17 protein-coding genes and 1 pseudogene are annotated in these 18530 nt (G+C 53.3%); 10 read left to right on the forward strand and 8 right to left on the reverse strand.

Annotation, left to right across the window (positions count from 1 at the left end):
- A pseudogene (locus tag APY94_RS03415) lies at positions 1-425 on the reverse strand (DUF4855 domain-containing protein); the annotation flags it as partial.
- A 230-nt stretch (positions 426-655) separates the two neighbouring features.
- On the opposite strand from APY94_RS03415, the gene purT reads away from it, so the two are divergent.
- Positions 656-1951 carry a phosphoribosylglycinamide formyltransferase 2 gene (gene purT, locus APY94_RS03420; RefSeq protein ID WP_058938302.1) on the forward strand — a complete coding sequence of 432 codons (1296 nt, stop codon included), beginning with the start codon at positions 656-658 and terminating at the stop codon, positions 1949-1951.
- Positions 1952-2191: 240 nt separating this feature from the next.
- On the opposite strand, the gene purE is transcribed toward purT, so the two are convergent.
- The gene (gene purE / locus APY94_RS03425) at positions 2192-2623 is read right to left on the reverse strand and encodes a 5-(carboxyamino)imidazole ribonucleotide mutase (RefSeq protein WP_058938303.1); all 432 of its coding nucleotides are present in this window, start codon (positions 2621-2623) and stop codon (positions 2192-2194) included.
- A gap of 105 nt (positions 2624-2728) precedes the next feature.
- Here purE and purD point away from each other — a divergent pair, with 105 nt between their 5' ends.
- The 9 genes from purD (at position 2729) to APY94_RS03470 (ending at position 11272) form a co-directional block, all read left to right on the forward strand.
- On the forward strand, positions 2729-4045 hold the full coding sequence (gene purD / locus APY94_RS03430; RefSeq protein WP_058938304.1) for a phosphoribosylamine--glycine ligase: 1317 nt from the start codon (positions 2729-2731) through the stop codon (positions 4043-4045).
- A 10-nt stretch (positions 4046-4055) separates the two neighbouring features.
- On the forward strand, positions 4056-5198 hold the full coding sequence (locus APY94_RS03435; RefSeq protein WP_058938305.1) for a formate--phosphoribosylaminoimidazolecarboxamide ligase family protein: 1143 nt from the start codon (positions 4056-4058) through the stop codon (positions 5196-5198).
- Positions 5199-5208: 10 nt separating this feature from the next.
- Positions 5209-5451, forward strand: a complete 243-nt coding sequence (gene purS / locus APY94_RS03440) for a phosphoribosylformylglycinamidine synthase subunit PurS (RefSeq protein WP_058938306.1) — start codon at positions 5209-5211, stop codon at positions 5449-5451.
- Position 5452: 1 nt separating this feature from the next.
- Positions 5453-6124 carry a phosphoribosylformylglycinamidine synthase I gene (gene purQ, locus APY94_RS03445; RefSeq protein ID WP_058938307.1) on the forward strand — a complete coding sequence of 224 codons (672 nt, stop codon included), beginning with the start codon at positions 5453-5455 and terminating at the stop codon, positions 6122-6124.
- Between the two features lie 4 nt (positions 6125-6128).
- Positions 6129-8270, forward strand: a complete 2142-nt coding sequence (purL, locus tag APY94_RS03450) for a phosphoribosylformylglycinamidine synthase subunit PurL (RefSeq protein ID WP_058938308.1) — start codon at positions 6129-6131, stop codon at positions 8268-8270.
- Entirely contained in the window at positions 8267-9262 is a 996-nt protein-coding gene (locus APY94_RS03455; protein ID WP_058938309.1) for a formate--phosphoribosylaminoimidazolecarboxamide ligase, read from the forward strand. Before purL ends, APY94_RS03455 begins: the two co-directional genes overlap by 4 nt.
- Before the next feature lie 68 nt (positions 9263-9330).
- A complete protein-coding gene (gene guaA / locus APY94_RS03460; RefSeq protein ID WP_211259695.1) occupies positions 9331-10257 on the forward strand; it encodes a glutamine-hydrolyzing GMP synthase in 927 nt (308 codons plus the stop codon).
- Between the two features lie 9 nt (positions 10258-10266).
- Positions 10267-10836 (forward strand): GMP synthase subunit A, encoded by a 570-nt coding sequence (locus tag APY94_RS03465; protein WP_058938311.1) that lies wholly within the window; start codon positions 10267-10269, stop codon positions 10834-10836.
- Positions 10837-10984: 148 nt separating this feature from the next.
- Positions 10985-11272 carry a TonB-dependent receptor gene (locus APY94_RS03470; protein ID WP_245610399.1) on the forward strand — a complete coding sequence of 96 codons (288 nt, stop codon included), beginning with the start codon at positions 10985-10987 and terminating at the stop codon, positions 11270-11272.
- Here APY94_RS03470 and APY94_RS03475 read toward each other — a convergent pair.
- From APY94_RS03475 to APY94_RS03500, 6 genes are read right to left on the reverse strand one after another with little or no spacing between them, the layout of a single operon-like run.
- Positions 11227-11985: a DUF2101 family protein gene (locus tag APY94_RS03475; protein WP_058938313.1), complete on the reverse strand. Its 759-nt coding sequence runs from the start codon at positions 11983-11985 to the stop codon at positions 11227-11229. The genes APY94_RS03470 and APY94_RS03475 overlap by 46 nt on opposite strands.
- An 18-nt stretch (positions 11986-12003) precedes the next feature.
- Entirely contained in the window at positions 12004-13101 is a 1098-nt protein-coding gene (locus tag APY94_RS03480; RefSeq protein WP_058938314.1) for a hypothetical protein, read from the reverse strand.
- Entirely contained in the window at positions 13101-15728 is a 2628-nt protein-coding gene (locus APY94_RS03485; RefSeq protein WP_157065456.1) for a hypothetical protein, read from the reverse strand. The genes APY94_RS03480 and APY94_RS03485 overlap by 1 nt, the downstream gene beginning before the upstream one ends.
- Positions 15713-17602: a hypothetical protein gene (locus APY94_RS03490; protein ID WP_058938316.1), complete on the reverse strand. Its 1890-nt coding sequence runs from the start codon at positions 17600-17602 to the stop codon at positions 15713-15715. Before APY94_RS03490 ends, APY94_RS03485 begins: the two co-directional genes overlap by 16 nt.
- A complete protein-coding gene (locus APY94_RS03495; RefSeq protein ID WP_058938317.1) occupies positions 17599-18105 on the reverse strand; it encodes a class III signal peptide-containing protein in 507 nt (168 codons plus the stop codon). Before APY94_RS03495 ends, APY94_RS03490 begins: the two co-directional genes overlap by 4 nt.
- Positions 18080-18529 carry a hypothetical protein gene (locus APY94_RS03500; RefSeq protein WP_058938318.1) on the reverse strand — a complete coding sequence of 150 codons (450 nt, stop codon included), beginning with the start codon at positions 18527-18529 and terminating at the stop codon, positions 18080-18082. The genes APY94_RS03495 and APY94_RS03500 overlap by 26 nt, the downstream gene beginning before the upstream one ends.
- Position 18530: the final 1 nt, after the last annotated feature.

Here is an 18530-nt window from a genome sequence, read left to right on the forward strand (position 1 = left end):
TCATTGGGAGTTGCCTGAAGGCAACTCTCGTAGCTCCAGTAGAAGCCGAGCCTGTTGCTGTCAACGACACTAAGGACACCGTCAATCCAGTCCTTCCAGTAGGAATTATTGAATCCCTTGGACGGGTTATCCCTCGGTTTTTTACTCCCGTACTTGTAGAACGGAATCGGCACGTAGTAATTCATACTGCCTACCCTTGATGAGAGCCACAAAGCCATGCGAAGCCCATCATCATAACCGTTTCCAGTGTAATTGATTCCCTTTCCTTCTCCACTGAGGAAGACTACCCTGTCAAAACCCCTCTTCTTGAACCACTGGACGGCTTCATCATAAGAAGTTGGCCGTTCCCCTCCAAAGGTCATCCTCGACTCATAAGTTCCAGCATCCTCATTCCACTCCACCCACCACAGACCAAACTTCGACATAAGAAATCACCAACTACGAGTAGTTAATAGCCCATATAAAAACCTTTTGGTTAAACAAAACCATTAAAAACACCCCAAAAGTTCCAAAATAAGTCAAAATCATGGGATAGTAACCGATTACTCCCCGGTATCCATGAAGAAGTGTAGGATTGTTCACCATTTTTCTGTCAAAAAAGGCTTAAATATCATAAGTTTTTAACATTTTAACGTCAAAATCTGAGGTGATTGTTATGATCAAGCCCCGGGATGAACTCGGAACGGCCACAACGGATTCTGCCCAGAAGATACTCCTCCTCGGAAGCGGCGAGCTGGGAAAGGAGATAGCCATCGAGGCTCAGAGGCTGGGTGTGGAAGTCATCGCCGTTGACCGCTACGCCAACGCCCCGGCGATGCAGGTTGCTCACCGCTCCTACGTGGGAAACATGAGGGATGCCGACTTTCTGTTTTCCGTGATTGAGCGTGAAAAACCCGATGCCATAATCCCCGAGATAGAGGCGATAAATCTCGACGCTCTCTTCGAGCTGGAGAAGGACGGCTACTTCGTTGTCCCGAACGCCAGGGCCACGTGGATAGCGATGCACCGCGAGAGGACGCGGGAGACCCTCGCGAAGGAAGCCAAAGTTCCGACGTCACGCTACGCCTACGCGACTACTCTAGACGAACTCTACGAGGCCTGCGAGAGGATAGGTTACCCTTGCCACACAAAGGCCATAATGAGTTCCTCCGGCAAGGGTTCATACTTCGTTAAGGGGCCAGAAGATGTCCCGAAGGCCTGGGAAGAGGCCAAGAAGAAGGCTCGCGGTAGCGCGGACAAGATAATCGTCGAGGAGCACATTGACTTTGACGTTGAGATGACCGAGCTTGCTGTGAGGCACTACGATGAGAACGGTGAAATCGTCACGACCTTCCCGAAGCCGGTCGGCCACTACCAGATTGACGGGGATTATCATTCCAGCTGGCAGCCGGCTGAGATAAGCGAAAAGGCCGAGCGCGAGGTTTACAGGATAGCCAAGCGTATAACCGACGTCCTCGGCGGCCTCGGACTGTTCGGCGTCGAGATGTTCGTTAAGGGCGATAAGGTCTGGGCCAACGAGGTTTCGCCGAGACCCCACGACACGGGAATGGTGACCCTTGCCTCCCACCCAACGGGCTTCTCCGAGTTCGGACTGCATCTCAGAGCGGTTCTTGGACTTCCGATTCCCGGAGAGTGGGTCGAAGAGTACCGTCTGTTCCCTATCCTAACGCCCGCAGCTACTCACGTAATCAAGGCCGACGTTTCAGGTTACTCCCCACGCTTCCGCGGCTTGGCTAGAGCCATGAGCGTCCCCAACTCGACGATTCGTCTCTTTGGAAAGCCTGAGGCATACCCTGGCAGAAGGCTGGGTGTTGCGCTCGCGTGGGACAGGGATATCGGGGAGGCAAAGAGACGTGCCGAGATGGTGGCGCATATGGTTGAGCTTAGAACCAGGAGTTCAGAGTGGCACTCCCAGGATTATGAAAAAGCCGGTCATCTCTGCGGGTTCTAGCCCCTCCTCTCTTTGTTTAGGGTATGCACCAATGCATACAATCGGTCCAATAGTTTGGATAAAATCCGAAAAATTTAAATTTTAGTATTCCAACTACACGCGTCTGGTGTTTGCTGGAATAAGATGCTTGAATGATGGGCCGATTTAAATATATGGATGAAACAAGTCGTGTGGAATAATACGTTGTGCGGGTTAAAATATTGGAATCGGGGGGTTTCCCCTCATTTCATTATATTTTGGCTACATTCTTCCCTTTTCGCGGTATTCCTCAAGCTTTTTTCTAAGCTTTTCATCCCCTAGCGCCAGGATCTCAACCGCCAGCAGGGCCGCGTTCTTTCCGTTGTCTATCCCCACTGCAGCAACCGGAACTCCGGGCGGCATCTGGGCTATGCTGAGGAGGGCGTCGAGGCCGTTGAGCTTCGCCGAAACGGGGACTCCTATAACGGGCTTAACTGTGTGGGCCGCTATCACACCTGGCAGCGCGGCGCTCAGACCTGCGATGGCGATGAAAACGTCGTAGTCTTTCTTGGCCAGCTCCTCAACCTTTTTTGGGTTCCTGTGGGCCGAGGCGACCTCAACGTCGTACTCAACGCCGAACTCGTCGAGAACTGCCGTAACCTTCTCCGCTATATGGGAATCGCTCCTGCTTCCCATCACTACAAGCACCTTCATGGACTCCACCGGAGGAAGTTCACTTCGGCCTTTATAAATTTTGCCATTTCAATGTAAAAACAAAGCTTAAAAACTTAAGTTTTTGACAAATATATGGTGAAGCTCATGAAGGTTCTGCTCGTTGGAGGCGGCGGTAGGGAGAACGCCATCGGTGAGGCGCTCGTGAGAAGCGGCGCCGAGATGTACGTCGTTTCGAAGCACAGAAACCCCGGGCTGGCAAGGCTCGCAAAGGACTACAGTCTGGCCAGGGAAACGGATATCGAGAAAGTTATCGAACTCGCCAGGGGATGGGGAATAGAACTTGCCTTCATAGGCCCGGAGGCGCCACTTGAGAAAGGTATAGTTGATTCCCTTGAGCGTGAGGGCATCCCCGCGGTTGGACCGACTAAGGATGCCGCCCAGATTGAGACCAACAAGGCCTTTGCCCGCTCCCTCATGGAGAAGTATGAAATCCCCGGCAGGAAGCTCTTCCGTGTCTTTGAGGACGTCTCTGAGATGCGTTCGTGGATAGACGACTTTGGAAGGCCGGTCGTTGTGAAGCCCCTCGGTCTCACCGGTGGAAAGGGCGTTAAAGTGGTCGGCTACCAGCTGAGGGACAACGAAGAGGCCAAGGCCTACGCCGAGGAGCTCATCAGGAAGGATGGAAGGGTTCTCATTGAGGAAAGAACCGACGGCGTTGAGTTCACCTTCCAGGTCTTCACGGACGGGAAGAGGGTAATCCCGATGCCCCTCGCCCAGGACTATCCCCACGCCTACGAGGACGATAAGGGCCCCATAACCGGCGGCATGGGGAGCTACTCATGTTCAAGCCACGTTCTCCCCTTCGTTCCGAGAGAGGACTATGAAAAGGCCCTTGAAACTTTGAAAGCGACCGTTGAAGCCATGCGGAAGAACGGAACGCCCTACAAGGGGATCCTCTACGGCCAGTTCATGCTCTCCAAAGACGGTCCCGTCATAATCGAGTACAACGCCCGCTTCGGCGACCCCGAGGCCATGAACGTTCTCCCCCTCCTCAGGACGGGCCTGCTTGAGATCGCTGAGGGAATCGTTGACGGCAACCTTAGGAAGGCGGAGTTTGAGAACAAAGCCACCGTTGTCAAGTACCTCGCTCCAAAGGGCTATCCCCTGGGCCCGGTTAAGGGGGTTAAAGTTCAGGTGGACGATAAGGCGGTGGAAGAGGCGAGAGCGAAGCTCTACTACGCCTCCATTGACGAGAACTTCACGCTCCTCGGCTCCCGTGCCATAGCGGTCGTTGGAATCGCCGATACGCTCGAAGAGGCGGAGAAGATGGCCCAGAATGCCGTCGGTTACGTGAAAGGTGAGCTGTTCTATCGCAGAGACGTGGGCACGAGGGAGAGCGTTGAGAAGAGGATTAGGCTGATGAGGGAGTTTGGAAAGGAGTTCGAGCCGAATTCATGCTGAGGTGGTTGGGATGATAAGCCGCGATGAGATCTTGAGCGTTCTTGAAAGATACGATCCGGAGAAAATCACCGTTGGAGTCATAGGAAGCCACTCCGCGCTGGATATAGCCGACGGGGCAAAGGAGGAAGGTCTTCCGGTTCTCGTTGTCGCCCAGAGGGGCAGGCACAGGACCTACGCCGAGTACTTCAAGCTTCGGAAGACGAGGGATGGCTTGACCAAGGGCTTCATTGACGAGGTTATGGTCCTTGAGAAGTTCGCCCAAATCGTTAACGTCCAGGAGGAGCTGGTAAAGAGGAACGTTATCTTCGTCCCGAACCGCTCCTTCGTGGTCTACACTGGCATTGATAGGGTTGAGAACGACTTCCGCGTTCCGCTCTTCGGCAGCAGGAACCTCCTCAGGGGCGAGGAGAGGAGCGAGGAGAAGAGCTACTACTGGCTCCTTGAGAAGGCCAGGCTTCCCTATCCCGAACCCGTAAAGCCGGAGGAGATTGATGAGGTTGGCCTCGTCATCGTCAAGCTCCCTCATGCCAAGAAGAGGCTTGAGCGCGGCTTCTTTACGGCAGCAAGCTACAAAGAGTTCCGCGAGAAGGCCGAGAAGCTCATCAAGCTCGGCGTAATCACCGAGGAGGACCTCGCGAAGGCCAGAATCGAGCGCTACATCATTGGGCCGGTCTTCAACTTCGACTTCTTCTACTCGCCGATCGACGGAGAGATTGAGCTTTTGGGCATAGACTGGCGCTTTGAGACGAGCCTGGACGGCCACGTGAGGCTTCCCGCTCATCAGCAGTTGACCCTTCCGGAGCACCAGTTCGAGCCTGAATACACCGTCACCGGTCATGCCTCTTCAACCCTCAGGGAGTCTCTTCTTGAGAAGGTCTTCCACATGGCCGAGTGCTATGTGAAGGCCACTCAGGAGTACTACTCCCCGGGAATCATCGGGCCCTTCACCCTCCAGACAGCCGTTGATAAAGACCTGAACTTCTACATCTACGACGTCGCTCCAAGAACCGGCGGGGGAACCAACATCCACATGGCGGTGGGGCACCCCTACGGAAACGCCCTCTGGAGGAAGCCGATGAGCACCGGAAGGAGAGTTGCCCTTGAGATTAAGCGCGCCCTTGAGCTCGACGAGCTTGGGAAGGTTGTCACGTGAGGTGGTTGAAATGAAGTGGAAGGTTACCGTCATCGTTCGCCTCAAGGAAGGCCTCAACGACCCCGAAGGAAGGGTCATCGGAAACGCCCTCAGGAACCTCGGCTACGCGGTGGAGAATCTGCGCGTTCCCAAGCACTTCGAGTTCGAGCTGGAGAGCGAAGAACCGGAGGAAGAGGTCGAGGAGATGTGCAGAAAGCTCCTTGCCAACCCGCTCATCCACGATTATGAGTACAGCATCGAGCCGGTGAGCTGAGATGGTCCGCTTCGCTGTGGTCGTGTTCCCTGGAACAAACTGCGACTTCGAGACTGAGAGGGCGATAAGGAAAGCGGGAGCGGAAGCCGAGAGGGTGTGGTATAAGACCTCACTCAAAGACTACGACGGCGTCGTCCTCCCCGGCGGCTTCAGCTACGCAGACTATCTCAGAGCTGGAGCCATAGCGGCAAGGCAGGAGATAATGGATAAGGTGAGGGAGTTTGCCCGGGAGGGAAGGCCTGTTTTGGGGATATGCAACGGCTTTCAAATCCTCACAGAGACGGGTCTCCTTCCGGGGGCACTGAGACCGAACAGGATTCCGCGCTTCCTCTGCAGGTGGGTGCACCTTCGCGTTAACGACGTCGAAACGCCGTTCACCTCGCTATACGAACCCGGGGAGGTCATAAGGATGCCAATAGCCCACGCGGAGGGCAACTACTACGTGGACGACCCATCGAAGGTCAGAACCGTCTTCCAGTACAGCGACGGGAAAGGAAACGTGAGCGAGGAAGCAAACCCCAACGGTTCGGTTCTCAACATAGCGGCGATAGTCAACGAGAGGGGCAACGTTCTCGGAACCATGCCCCACCCAGAGCGCGCGAGCGACCGTTTTTTGGGCAGTGAAGACGGCCTGAGGCTCTTCAGGAGCATGGTGGAGTGGGCGAGGAGGTGAGGAGATGTTCCCGCACGAGGAGAAGCTCATTCGTGAAAGGCTCGGCAGGGAGCCGAACGAAGTTGAGTGGGCGATGCTCGAAGTTATGTGGAGCGAGCACGCCTCCTACAAGTCGAGCAGACCCTGGTTGAAGCTCCTTCCAACGGAGAACGAGCACGTTATTTTGGGCCCTGGCGAGGACGCTGGGATAGTGAAGTTCGACGACGAAACGTGGATAGTCGTTGGAATCGAGAGCCACAACCACCCTTCAGCAGTTGAGCCCTACGGCGGGGCCGCCACAGGCGTCGGCGGGATCGTCAGGGATATTCTGTGTATGGGTGCAAGGCCGATGGCGCTCCTCGACCCCATACGCTTCGGCCCGCTGGAGAAGGAGCGGAACAGGTACCTCTTCGAGTACGTCGTCAAGGGTATAGCTGACTACGGCAACAGGATAGGCGTCCCGACCGTTGGGGGCGAGACGGAGTTCGATGAGAGCTTAGATAACTACACACTCGTTAACGTTGCCTGCGTTGGAGTTATGAAGCCTGAGCACCTCGTCCACAGCTACGTAACCGAGCCAGGTCTCAAGCTAATCCTCGTCGGCAACAGGACCGGCAGGGACGGGATTCACGGCGTCACCTTCGCGAGCGAAGAGCTGAGCGAGAACGCGGAGGAGGAAGATCGCTCGGCGGTTCAGATTCCCGACCCCTTCACTGAAAAGCTGCTCATCGAGGCGACCCTTGAGGCAGTCTACACGGGCAAGGTGAAAGCGCTGAAGGATTTGGGCGGTGGAGGATTGACCTGCGCCGCCTCCGAGATGGCGGGCAAGAAGGGCTTTGGTGCGGTGGTCTATGCCGACAGGGTTCCCCTCCGCGAGCCCGGGATGACCCCAAAGGAGGTCATGATTTCCGAGAGCCAGGAGAGGATGCTCTTCGCCGTTAGCGAAGCCGATATCGATGTCCTCGGGGGAATCTTCGAGAAGTACGGCCTCGAATGGACGGTTGTTGGAGATGTCATCGAGGAGCCGCGCTTTATAGTATACTGGAAGGGCGAAAAGGTAGCGGACCTTCCGGTGGAGCTCCTCGCGGATGTGCCGACGATAGAGTGGGAGATGGAGCCGTACAAAGCCGAAAAGCCTGTTGAAACTCCGGAGGTTTCCTTCGAGAAGGCCTTCGACCTCGTCTGGGGCAGTCCTAACATCCTGAGCAAGCGCTGGATATGGGGGCAGTACGACCATGAAGTTCAGGGAAGGACGGTTCTCAAGCCCGGCCGCGATGCCGCGATACTGAAGCTCAACGACGAGTACGGCTTGGCTTTTACATCAGATGGCAACCCTAACCACAGTCACCTCAACCCCTACCACGGTGCCATGGGTGCCGTTGCGGAAGTTGTGCGGAACCTTGTCAGCGTCGGGGCTGAACCTTTGGCCCTCGTGGACAACCTCAACTTTGCCTCGCCCGAGAGGCCCGAAGTTTACTGGAGCTTCGCCGAGACCGTTAAGGGCCTCGCGGACGCGGCTAAGGCCTTCGGTTTGGCATACGTCAGCGGGAACGTGAGCTTCTACAACGAAGTTGCCGGGATACCGATAAAGCCGACGCCTGTTGTCGCTGGCCTCGGAAAGGTTAAGCTTGAGGAAATCCCTGAGATGGGGCTGAGCGGTGGGCTGCTCATAGGCGTCGTTGGGATAACGAAGGCAGAACTCGGCGGCTCGGAGCTGTTCGCGAGGCTCGGCGTCGAAGGCGGCTTTGCCCCGCGCGTGAACCTCGACGAGGAGAAGGCCAACGCCGAGGGGATTCTGAGGGCTATACGGAAAGGCCTCGTTAGGGCGGTACACGACGTGGGCGGAGGCGGAATAGCAGTGGCGCTCGCTGAGATGGCCCTATCTGGAAACACGGGCTTCACAGCAGACCTCTCAAAGGTTCCCACCGAAACTTCTAACCCAATCGAGGTCGCCTTCAGCGAGAGCCACTCCCGCTACATAGTTACCTTCCCGGAAGAGAACCTCGATGAGCTCAAGACCATGTTCAGGCACTTCAGGGTCATCGGGAAAGCAGGAGGAAGCGATGCGGTCTTCTACTGGCACGGAAGGGAGCTCCTCAGAAAGCCCCCCGAAGAGCTTAGAGCAATCCATGAGTCCCTGCCAAAGCTCTTGGGTGAGGAGAAATGAGGGTAGCGACCTATGCTTCACACTCGGCCCTTCAAATTTTGAAGGGGGCAAAGGAGGAAGGCTTCGAGACGGTGGCCTTTGGAAAAAGTCGAGTTAAACCGCTCTACACGAAGTACTTCCCGGTTGCGGACCATTTCATCGAAGGAACTTACCCCGAGGAGCGACTGCTTGAGTTAAACGCAGTCGTTATACCCACAGGCTCGTTCGTCGCCCACCTCGGAATCGAGCTTGTTGAGAGGATGCGCGTTCCCTATTACGGCAACAAAGAGGTGCTGAAGTGGGAGAGCGACCGCTCACTGGAGAGAAAGTGGCTTGAGAAAGCCGGCTTAAGGCTTCCGAGGGTTTACGAAGATCCGGACGACATAGATGGACCGGTCATAGTCAAGCCCCACGGGGCGAAGGGTGGAAAGGGCTACTTCCTGGCCAAGGACCCAGAGGACTTCTGGAGGAAGGCCGAGAGGCTCGGCGTGAGGGACAAAGATGGCCTAGGAGGGGTTCAGATTCAGGAGTACGTCCTCGGCGTCCCGGTTTACCCTCACTACTTTTACTCGAAGCTCAACCGAGAGCTGGAGCTGATGAGCATAGACCGGCGTTACGAGTCCAATGCTGACGCGATAGGAAGGATTCCGGCCAAAGAGCAGCTCGACCTCGAATTCGGCACCAACTACACGGTGATAGGCAACATCCCGATAGTTCTGAGGGAGAGCCTGCTGATGGACGTCATCGAGGCCGGGGAGAGGACGGTCAAGGCTGCCGAGGAGCTCGTGGGCGGTCTCTGGGGCCCCTTCTGCCTGGAGGGAGTCTTCACCGAGGAGCTTGAGTTCGTCGTCTTCGAGGTTTCCGCCAGGATAGTCGCCGGAACGAACCCCTTCGTCCACGGTTCCCCATACAGCTGGCTCCGCTACGACAAACCGGTGAGCACCGGCAGGAGGATAGCCATGGAGCTGAGGCAGGCTTTGGAGGAGGACAGGCTTGGGGAGGTTTTGACATAAATTTGTTTAATATGTTGCAGGATAAGTTTATAAATTGACGCCCAAATGGGGGCAAAAGGAGGATGGTAGTGATGTGGGAGCGCTTTATAGAGGAGAAGGTTGAGGAGATTAGAAATACGGTTGGCGATGGCAAGGCTATCATAGCACTGAGCGGTGGCGTTGACAGCTCAACAGCGGCGATCTTGGCTCACAAGGCAATAGGTGAGAGGCTTCACGCCGTTTTCGTCAACACAGGTTTCATGCGGAAAGGCGAGCCGGAATTCGTGGTGAAGACCTTCAGGGATGAGTTTGGCCTCAACCTCCACTACGTTGATGCGAGCGAGCGCTTTTTCAGCGAGCTTAGGTGCATTACCGACCCGGAGGAGAAGAGGAAGATAATAGGCAGGGTCTTCATAGAGGTGTTCGAGGAGGTTGCGAGGGAAATCGACGCGGAGTTCCTGATTCAGGGAACTATCGCTCCCGACTGGATCGAGAGCAAGGGGAAAATCAAGAGCCACCACAACGTTGGCGGCTTACCCGAGAGGCTCAACCTCAGGCTGATAGAGCCGCTCCGTGACCTCTACAAAGACGAGGTCAGGGAGCTTGGCATGGAGCTTGGTCTGCCGGAGAAGATATACAACCGCATGCCCTTCCCGGGGCCCGGCCTTGCCGTCCGCGTCCTCGGCGAGGTTACGCCGGAGAAGGTTGCCATCGTTAGAGAAGCTAATGCCATAGTCGAGGAGGAGATTGAGAAGGCCGGACTGAAACCCTGGCAGGCCTTCGCCGTTCTTCTCGGGGTCAAGACCGTCGGCGTTCAGGGGGACATAAGGGCCTACAAGGAAACGATAGCCGTTCGCGTCGTTGAGAGCCTCGACGGCATGACTGCGAACGCGATGGCCGTCCCCTTCGATGTCCTCCAGAGGATAGCCTTCAGGATAACGAGCGAGATTCCCGAGGTTGGGAGGGTGCTATACGACATCACCAACAAACCTCCAGCAACGATTGAGTTTGAGTGAGGTGGTCGCATGATAGTCATCATGGACAACGGCGGCCAGTACGTCCACAGGATTTGGAGGACTCTGAGGTACCTCGGCGTCGAGGCAAAGATAATCCCCAACACGACGCCGCTTGAGGAGATAAAGGCCATGAAACCGAAGGGCATAATCTTCTCGGGCGGCCCGGACATCGAGAGGACCGGCAACTGCTCCGCTATTTTGGAGCATTACAACGAGTTCAACGTTCCAATTCTTGGCATCTGCCTGGGTCACCAGCTGATAGCGAAGCACTTTGGCGGAAAGGTTGGAAAGGGCGAAAAGGCCGAGTACAGCCTCGTTGAGGTGGAGATACTGGAGGAGAACGGGATCTTCCGTGGGCTTCCAAGGAGGCTGAAGGTCTGGGAGAGCCACATGGACGAGGTGAAGGAGCTGCCTGATGGCTTCAGGCTCTTGGCCAGGAGTGAGACCTGCCCGGTCGAGGCCATGAAGCACGAGAGCCTTCCCATCTACGGCGTGCAGTTCCATCCAGAGGTTGCCCACACCGAGCACGGCTCCGAGATATACCGCAACTTTGCTGAGCTTTGCGGGGAGCTCAGCTAGTCGGTTCTCTCCTCATCTTTTCTCTGCAACGGGTTCTTTCATCATCGCTCCGTCCAGCATGTGGAATCCCCTCTGAAAAGTCTTGCTGGTTACGACTTTAAATTGCCCTCCAGAAAACTTTTTAAAATTTCAATGTTTACTCTTATTGGTGATAGTTAGCTTGGGGCACACGGTGTACTACCGCACCAGGATTGATAGCTGGAAGGAATTCAAGGAGTTCCTAGAAAAGGTCTGCGAAGGGCTTAGCTTTCGTTTTGTTGAGGGAGAAGACGCCGTTCTAATCCTTCCTGAATGCTACGGTGTCGAGCCCCTGGAGATAAAGAAGATGGGTAGGGGATTCGTCAAGACAAACCTCGTTGAACCCTGCCATTCTATCTATCTGCTCGTGCTTCATTCGGTTTCTTCTTTCGGTTCAGTCGAGCTCTGGGAGGACTGACCGAGATAGACCTCCAGTATCCTTACGGGTCTGGCGCTCCTGAAGGTTCTATCCTCCACGAGAACCTTCACAACTCTTCCAGGCTCCGCTTCCTCGACCGCCGGGAGCCAGTAGAAGCCCGGCTTGATGTTGGCCGCCATGTCGTCGTGGATGAAGACCCTGACCATGTCGCCCTTGACTTCCTCGACCGTCCCGTAGGTGTAATCCCTTCCAAAGGTTGCCTTGAAGTAATGGCGGAAGAGGAGAACCGCCAGCGCTATTATCCCGACGTAGACGTAGTAGTGGTAGATTTCTGGAGAGGCAAGCTCCAGCAGGGAGTATCCGAGGAAGGCGAGAAAAGAGATGGCGGAAATTCCGTAGTAGAAAATCCTGTATGGTTTTTCTTCGATGAGAAAGTTACCGTAGCGGATGAGGAAGTGGCGGAGGTAGAGGAAGTATGGGATTGAAACCGCCAGCAGGTAGAGGGGAGTGCCTGTTAGGAAGACAATAACGAAGTTGATCGCGAGGTAAGTCACGAAGCAGAGCTGGAGGTGGAGGCTGATGAGTTCGTGAATTGTGAACCTTTTGCCTTTAATGATCCGGTGGGACAGGCGAAGAGACGGGGGATTATTAGAGGGAGTGGGGATAAGGAATCCCTTGACTTTTCCTTTTAGATATTTGGGGAACCTTTCGGCGGCCAATCCTAGCTGATATAAATGGTCTTCAAGGTTCATTTTATTTGACCCCCTCTTTTACTGTCCGAATATCAACTTTTTTGTGATTGTATCGAGTTTAAACGAGGGATACGGTGGTACCGGGTCACCGATTATACAGTTGGTGCCTTCGACTGCACATTTGAGGAAATAGTACGAAGCACTGGTATAACTTGAGGGGACGCTTGCCCCTATACTTGTCAGCGCACCCAGCAGTGTTGGGTCTATGCTCGGATCGGGAACCATGAAAGTTTCAAGTCCAACTGGAAGCGTCTGGGTAAACCCTAAATCCCTCTGAAACTCCTCAGCTAAGATTGTGTAGTACTCATGCTGGTTCATACTGCCCTCGAATCTCTCGAGTATTGTCGGATAATACATCCCCGCCGATGAGTTGTCCGGGAGACCAACGTAACACCAGTCGAGGACAAGTCCATCCACGTCACCTTGATTGGATATGTTATAGTACCCGTAGGTTTCCCCTGGAAATGGTATTTTGCACGGGGTTATAACTCTCGTGTACAGTCCGTTCAGCTCTCTGACGATGAAGGGGTCTTCAAAACCGACAATGCTGACAACTGAGTATATGTACTTGTCATTTCCCGCGGGAATATCTCCCGAGTACCGCACGACTCCAGAGCCATCTATGATTGTTATGTTCTTTATTTTCACCCTGACGGCGACGTGGAACGAGTCGAGGGGCCCAACTGTGACTTCCAGGTGTCTGTTTATGAACTCCTCGGGATCAGACGGTTCTATATCCATTCCGATGGAGTTGAGATAGGAAACAGTATTGATGAACCAGTCCCTTATCGTGATGTCCCCCATACTGCTCTGGGAAACCCCATTTAGGGTTCCCTCAACCATCAAGCTTTCAAGCTCCCGGGACGCGTTGTTCACGAAGTTATTGTTGATTACGTATTCCGTTAGGGTTAAATAGGCCCTTTTAAAGCTCAGCTCCACAATGTTCTGGAGGTCATCCTGGATGTTGTTTATGCCGAAGTACTGCCTCTCGACCAGGGTTCTCTGGGATTGGGATGTAATGATATAGCTGGAGGCCTCCTGGTACGTGGCCGCGAGAAGGAGGAGGGGGATAATGAGAAGCAGTACCGTGACGTTGAGCAGATAACCCCTGCGCATCAGTCACCCCTCCATATCCGCAAGGTCACCTGTATGGCTTCTCCCGTTGCCGGTACGTTCTTTATTCCAATCGCCTTACCCGCCAGACCTTTAAGCTCTATGCGGATGGGGTTTTCTTCCGTGCCTGGCATCAGGGTGTTATCGAGTTTTATCTGATCTACTGGATGCTCTTTTGCTCCCAGTTGAACAAAGAGGCGATAGATGGCATCGTCCAGGGCATATTTCCATGGTTTGAGGCCGTAGGTCGTTATTGGTTTTGGACTCTCGCTTGGTGGGCAGTTCCCTATGACAACCGTACCCGATTGTGGAGTACCTGTGAGGTTATAGTAGTACGTCAGGTTGTAGCCGCAGGCATTGTCCTGGGCGTAGTAGGTGAAGATGTTTCCATAGGGTGCGTATCCTTTGAGGAAGTAGTGGACGATGGCGCGGCTATCATCGACCCTGAACGTATAGTAATCGTCATCGCTGAGAATTTTGAATGTATTTGTTGACCCATTTACCATGATGTAGTCTGCAATCTTGGTGTAGGCGAGCCTGATTAGATAGAGGTCTATGGGAAAGCTTAGAAATTCCCGTGTAGTGGGCCCTTCATAAACATGAATTGAGTTGTCTGTATCTACATAATCGCCCTGGAAGAGTATTGCCGTCCACACATCAACGTACCACGGCTGTGCTTTGTCGGGCAGGTAATAATCGAAATGCATCTCTGTATCGCTGTCTGAGCTGAGTTCGTGCGTCTCTTCTATAGGTATCGTGAACCTCGTAGTTGTAACCTTCGGTATGTAGGTGATGTTTATGTACGAGTCTGGATAGCCGTAGAGAACCCTTTCGTTGTTCCAGTTGTAGTTGTAGTCCTGGCCGGCATATCTCACCGGGCGATGACTATAGCTGGCGTCATAGTAGGCGTCGAGCATGATTATCAGATTGAAGTTTCTTTTACTAAGCTCCTGCAGGGTTACATACTTTGTTAGATTGCCCACGAGTGTGGCGTTGTCTATAGTTACTGTGCTCAGTCCAGGTGAGACGCTCGTGTTCTCGTATATCAGGTTCAGGCCAGTCCCGTTTGAGTAATAGACCCTGACCTCGTGGACGCCTTCGACGGTGAGCTTTATGTTTATGCCCGTAACGTTGCCCGGGACGAAGAGGGAGTTGAGGTAGTATATTCCGGTTCCCTTACTTGTTATGTTGTAGAGCTTAACCAGACCGGGGTCATCGACCTGAGGCGATGAGGTCGTGTACTTCAGGCTTATCCAGCTACCGCTTCCAAAGCCCATTTCATCCCCATAAGGGTTCGTAAACTCTGCCTCTAAGAGATTGTCCCCTCCGATGAGTTGGTTGGATATGTTCGTAGACCAAACTGGATTCCCGTTTAGGGTAAAACTTACAGGTTCACCGAATCTAGTGGCGTAGTTGAGCAGTCCACTTATGTCTGAAGCGTCGAGGGGAAGTTTGAATCCAATACTAACATCAAGAGAGTTATCATTATAATCCCACATACTACATGTATACGAGGGTATAAGAACACTGTAGACCGCATCGTCAATGTCTGGAACGGTCGTGTACGCTCTTGACGAGGAGATGTACCACTTTCGTATTATTGGAAAAATAACCCAATAGTAATCCCAGCTAGCCTCAATGTAAACCCCACTGTCAATGTACACAACTGCTTGGTTCCCGCTGGCATCCTCGTATACTATGGCCCAGACTTCATAACTTGTAGTAGAACGGGAGAACTCACTGTTTAAGTACAATCTGATGGTATTTACTCCATCATTTATTACAATGCGACCAGCGTATCCGTAACCATCCACATAAATATTGTCATAATAAACACTCCACCCGTTTAAATCCTTATCAACGTCCACACTTCCCCCGCTGTAGCTACCGCTGAGCTGGAACCTCCCAGATTGGACTGTACTGCTGTCGCCTGGAACAGTCTGATACTCAATATAAAGGGACGAAACCGTTAGAGGGTAGTCTATGTAATCCTCTGATTGAACCGGCTTCGAACAGTAATACCCCCCCGCTAGAACCCTCTGTATTCCAACGAGCTTTTCCTGGGACGTTACCAGCTTGGTGAGGTACGCCTTCGCCACGTATCCCCTCGGCGTCTCATTGGAGACGTATCCGCTGACCATAACAGTTGCGGAGCCAACGTCGCTCGCGTTCTCGTAGGAGTTGTCGAAGGTGAGATACGGGCTGGTGTAGTTGTTTATTATCAGCTGGTACTTGTAGCCGCCTGCGAGGTTGTCGAGGAGGTACTTCATTATGGTCTCAGCTTTCTGTTTATAATCCGTTGAGTTTAACGCCCAGTACGTTGCGACTATCTGGAGCGGTGGCATTTGGGGATTTACGTAGGTCAGATCCAGAACCGGGTCTGTCCCGTTTATCCAAGTCTCTATCTGGGTGGGGGATACTAAATTACTTAATGGGACGGTTCTAAAGGCTTCCAGAAGATTCTCCGCCACTTGTTTGTTTTCTCCCCGAATCTGGGTCGTGTAAATGCCCGAAGCGTTGCTGGTTACCCCTATTATGCCAACGACTACTATCGTCACAAGCGTTACCGCGAGCAGAGCGTCGAGCGTGAAGATGAATCCCCTTCGCATTAGCCTCACCTTCTCGGCCACACCCAGAGCCTTATAACTCCCATCTGTCTCACGGGCTTAAGGTAGGCGTCGAGATTCCCGATGTCCTCTATGGTAACCTCCGGAAATCCTTCAAGGCTGTATGCCCACACTGTGAATGTAACGCTTTTATCGAGTTCTGCTGGGGGGACGAGACAGGACAGCGACATGGTGGCATAGTTATTGTTAATCTCGATCTCGCAGTTTTCCGGTGTTCCTGAGATGTTGTACGTCGGATAGATTTTAGTCATGTTAGCTCCATAAATCCACCCGTCCTGTGTCTTGAAGAACGCCACAATTGAATGTCCCGTGTAATCCGGCGTTGTGAACACCGATAGTAGTGTCAGGTTTCCCTCATCCACTCCACCTGGGAACGTGATGTTTACCATACCGCTAGTGTACTGGTCAATCGTTCCGGAGTATGCCTCCTTGGGCAATTCATCCGGCGTTAATGTGTACTTATGGGAATAGACTTTTTTTAACGTTGGAACCCGTCTTTCCGTATATTCAATCCATGGGGCTGAGTTTTTCGAGCCTTGGATTGTTTTCTCATCGGTTACTGAGGTGCAGTTTATGACTGCTACCTCTTCCCCGTTGATTGAGACGTCAAAAAACGACGGGAGCTGGTAGGTTACGTTGATGCTCGAAATCCTTAGCTCTACCCCGGATTCTCCCGCGTAAAGGATGCACGGGGGTGCAACGTCCTCAAACGAATACCCATCATCGAACTGGTCCAAGCTTCCGCCGTTGATTGTGAGGCGGTCGGCGTTGTCTATTATCTTAGCGTTGTTTATGTAAACATCATCATTCCAAACATACCACCAAATATCCGTCTGAGCTATAGGCACCCAGTCCCCGTTTACATTAACATGCCAGCTGGATTCTTCTAGGGGGTCTCCGGTTATCGCAAACCAGTATCCATCAAAGTGAATGTAAACAGCATCGGCAGTTATATCCCCTCCTGGTGAGGTTCCTTGTCCTCTGCCAAGGGAAATCGCTGGGCTCGAATCGTCGGGGTTGAAAATGTAGAGGGACCCTCCGTTTATTGTTAAATTTCCTTTATACACTTGAACGGTTCCGTTCACGTAAACACTGTGTCCGCTTACGGCTATGGAACTGGCTTGGGGATTCCCTCTTATCTCGATGTATAGATCTCCGTTGACGTAAACGTCTCCGGCGGAAACGGAAAGTTGGGCCCACTTTGTTAGTTCCAGATTTCCATCAACCGCGAAGTAGCCGGCGCTGAGGGTGACTTGATAAACCCCGTTCTGACCCTTTCCAATTATGAAAACTGGGTTTAAAATGCAGACCGAGCCGCCGCTGTTTGCGTACTGATTGTTGGCCCAGGGGCTTCCACTGGAACTCTGGAATTCAAACTCCTCTGATGGGCAGTATGCGGTAACGTCACTGTCGGTGGGCAGTTCTGTGGGATCGCATGTTGTAATAAAACCCGGGAGCCCTCCCCGAACATTTCTCAACAAACTAGCCTCTAGGGTGTATTCCGTCAGGTAAGTTGCCAATTCGAAGTTGTTCCCGCTGGAAAGATTGCACAAAGCGTTTATTATTGATTTATTGTCTGAGGATACCATGGACATTAAGGTTTCGAGTTTTGTGTAATCAAGATAGCCCTCAATGGAATCCTGCAGTCCAACCATCCTTATGTTCTGGGAAGATACATGCCAATTCTCCGGTTCCCCGGGGCTCTTTGTCAGGACATCCAGCATGTTGTCCGCTATGTTGGCCCTCTCATACCACCCGACCATAGAGGCTATCTCGCTCCTCAGGCTCTCCGAGGTCGCCGAGACCGTGCCGAGTATCATAATTACAAGAACTATCGAGATGAGCGCGTCCATTGAGAAGAGCTGGCCACGTCTCACGATACCACCTCCCACGTCTCGCCAACGGTGACGTTGAACTCCACCAGTCTGCCCGCGTAATACAGGTGGCCACCATCGAGCCGGAATCCCCTCACGTCTTTAAGGTACTCCCTGAAGAATCTCCCAATGCCCTTGGCTATTTTGGAGTCCCTTGAGGAGTTCGAAGAAAGGTCATGCGTGAATTTTACGGTTATCGTAACTTTCTCATCGCTTTCAGAGGTTACGCCAAGTCCGGCGAACCTGAACCCCACGCTTCCGTATTCTGTGTAATTCTTTATGATATCATTCAACGCCTCGTACTCAGGTTTGTCGCTGATCACCCCTGTCTCGATGTAAACGGCGGCCTGGGCCGCGGCGTCCCTCACCGCCGCCAGCATAACGGAATCCCCGCTCTCCTGGGTGTAGAGCGGGATGATGACAACTACCCCCGCGAGGATTATCCCAACTATGAAGAGCATCTCGACTGAGGTTTGGCCCTTACGGCTTCCCGCTAACCTTGACATCCATCCCACCGGCGGTCTCGTTGTATTGGCAAACTATCCAGAGTTCGTTATTTGAGGGGGTGAGGGTAACCGTGCTGTTTGAGACGAGGGGCACGGGAATCCTCTGGACGGTCGTGTATTTCCCCCCGTTGATCTCCGCCTCGACCTTCAGTTCGTTGGATGTCTCGTTCAGTGTGACCCTTACGTACTCCCCGCTTTTCAGCTCGAATGGGACGGTCTTCTTAACCGCGAATCCATCGCCGGCGGCGTAGACCTTGGTCACGGTGTCCCTTAAGTCGATTGTGAAGACCTTCAGCCTGGTAGATGCGTCGAACGCCCTTGCCCCCTCAACCTCGTGGGTTGCGAGGCTTATCAGGCTGACCACGGTCAGCGTCATGAGGGTCACCGCAAAGAGAAGGTCGAGGCTCAGCTGTGCTTTTCTCATC

Origin of the sequence: Thermococcus celericrescens (genome assembly GCF_001484195.1) — an archaeon.
GTDB classification, from domain to species: Archaea; Methanobacteriota_B; Thermococci; order Thermococcales; family Thermococcaceae; genus Thermococcus; species Thermococcus celericrescens.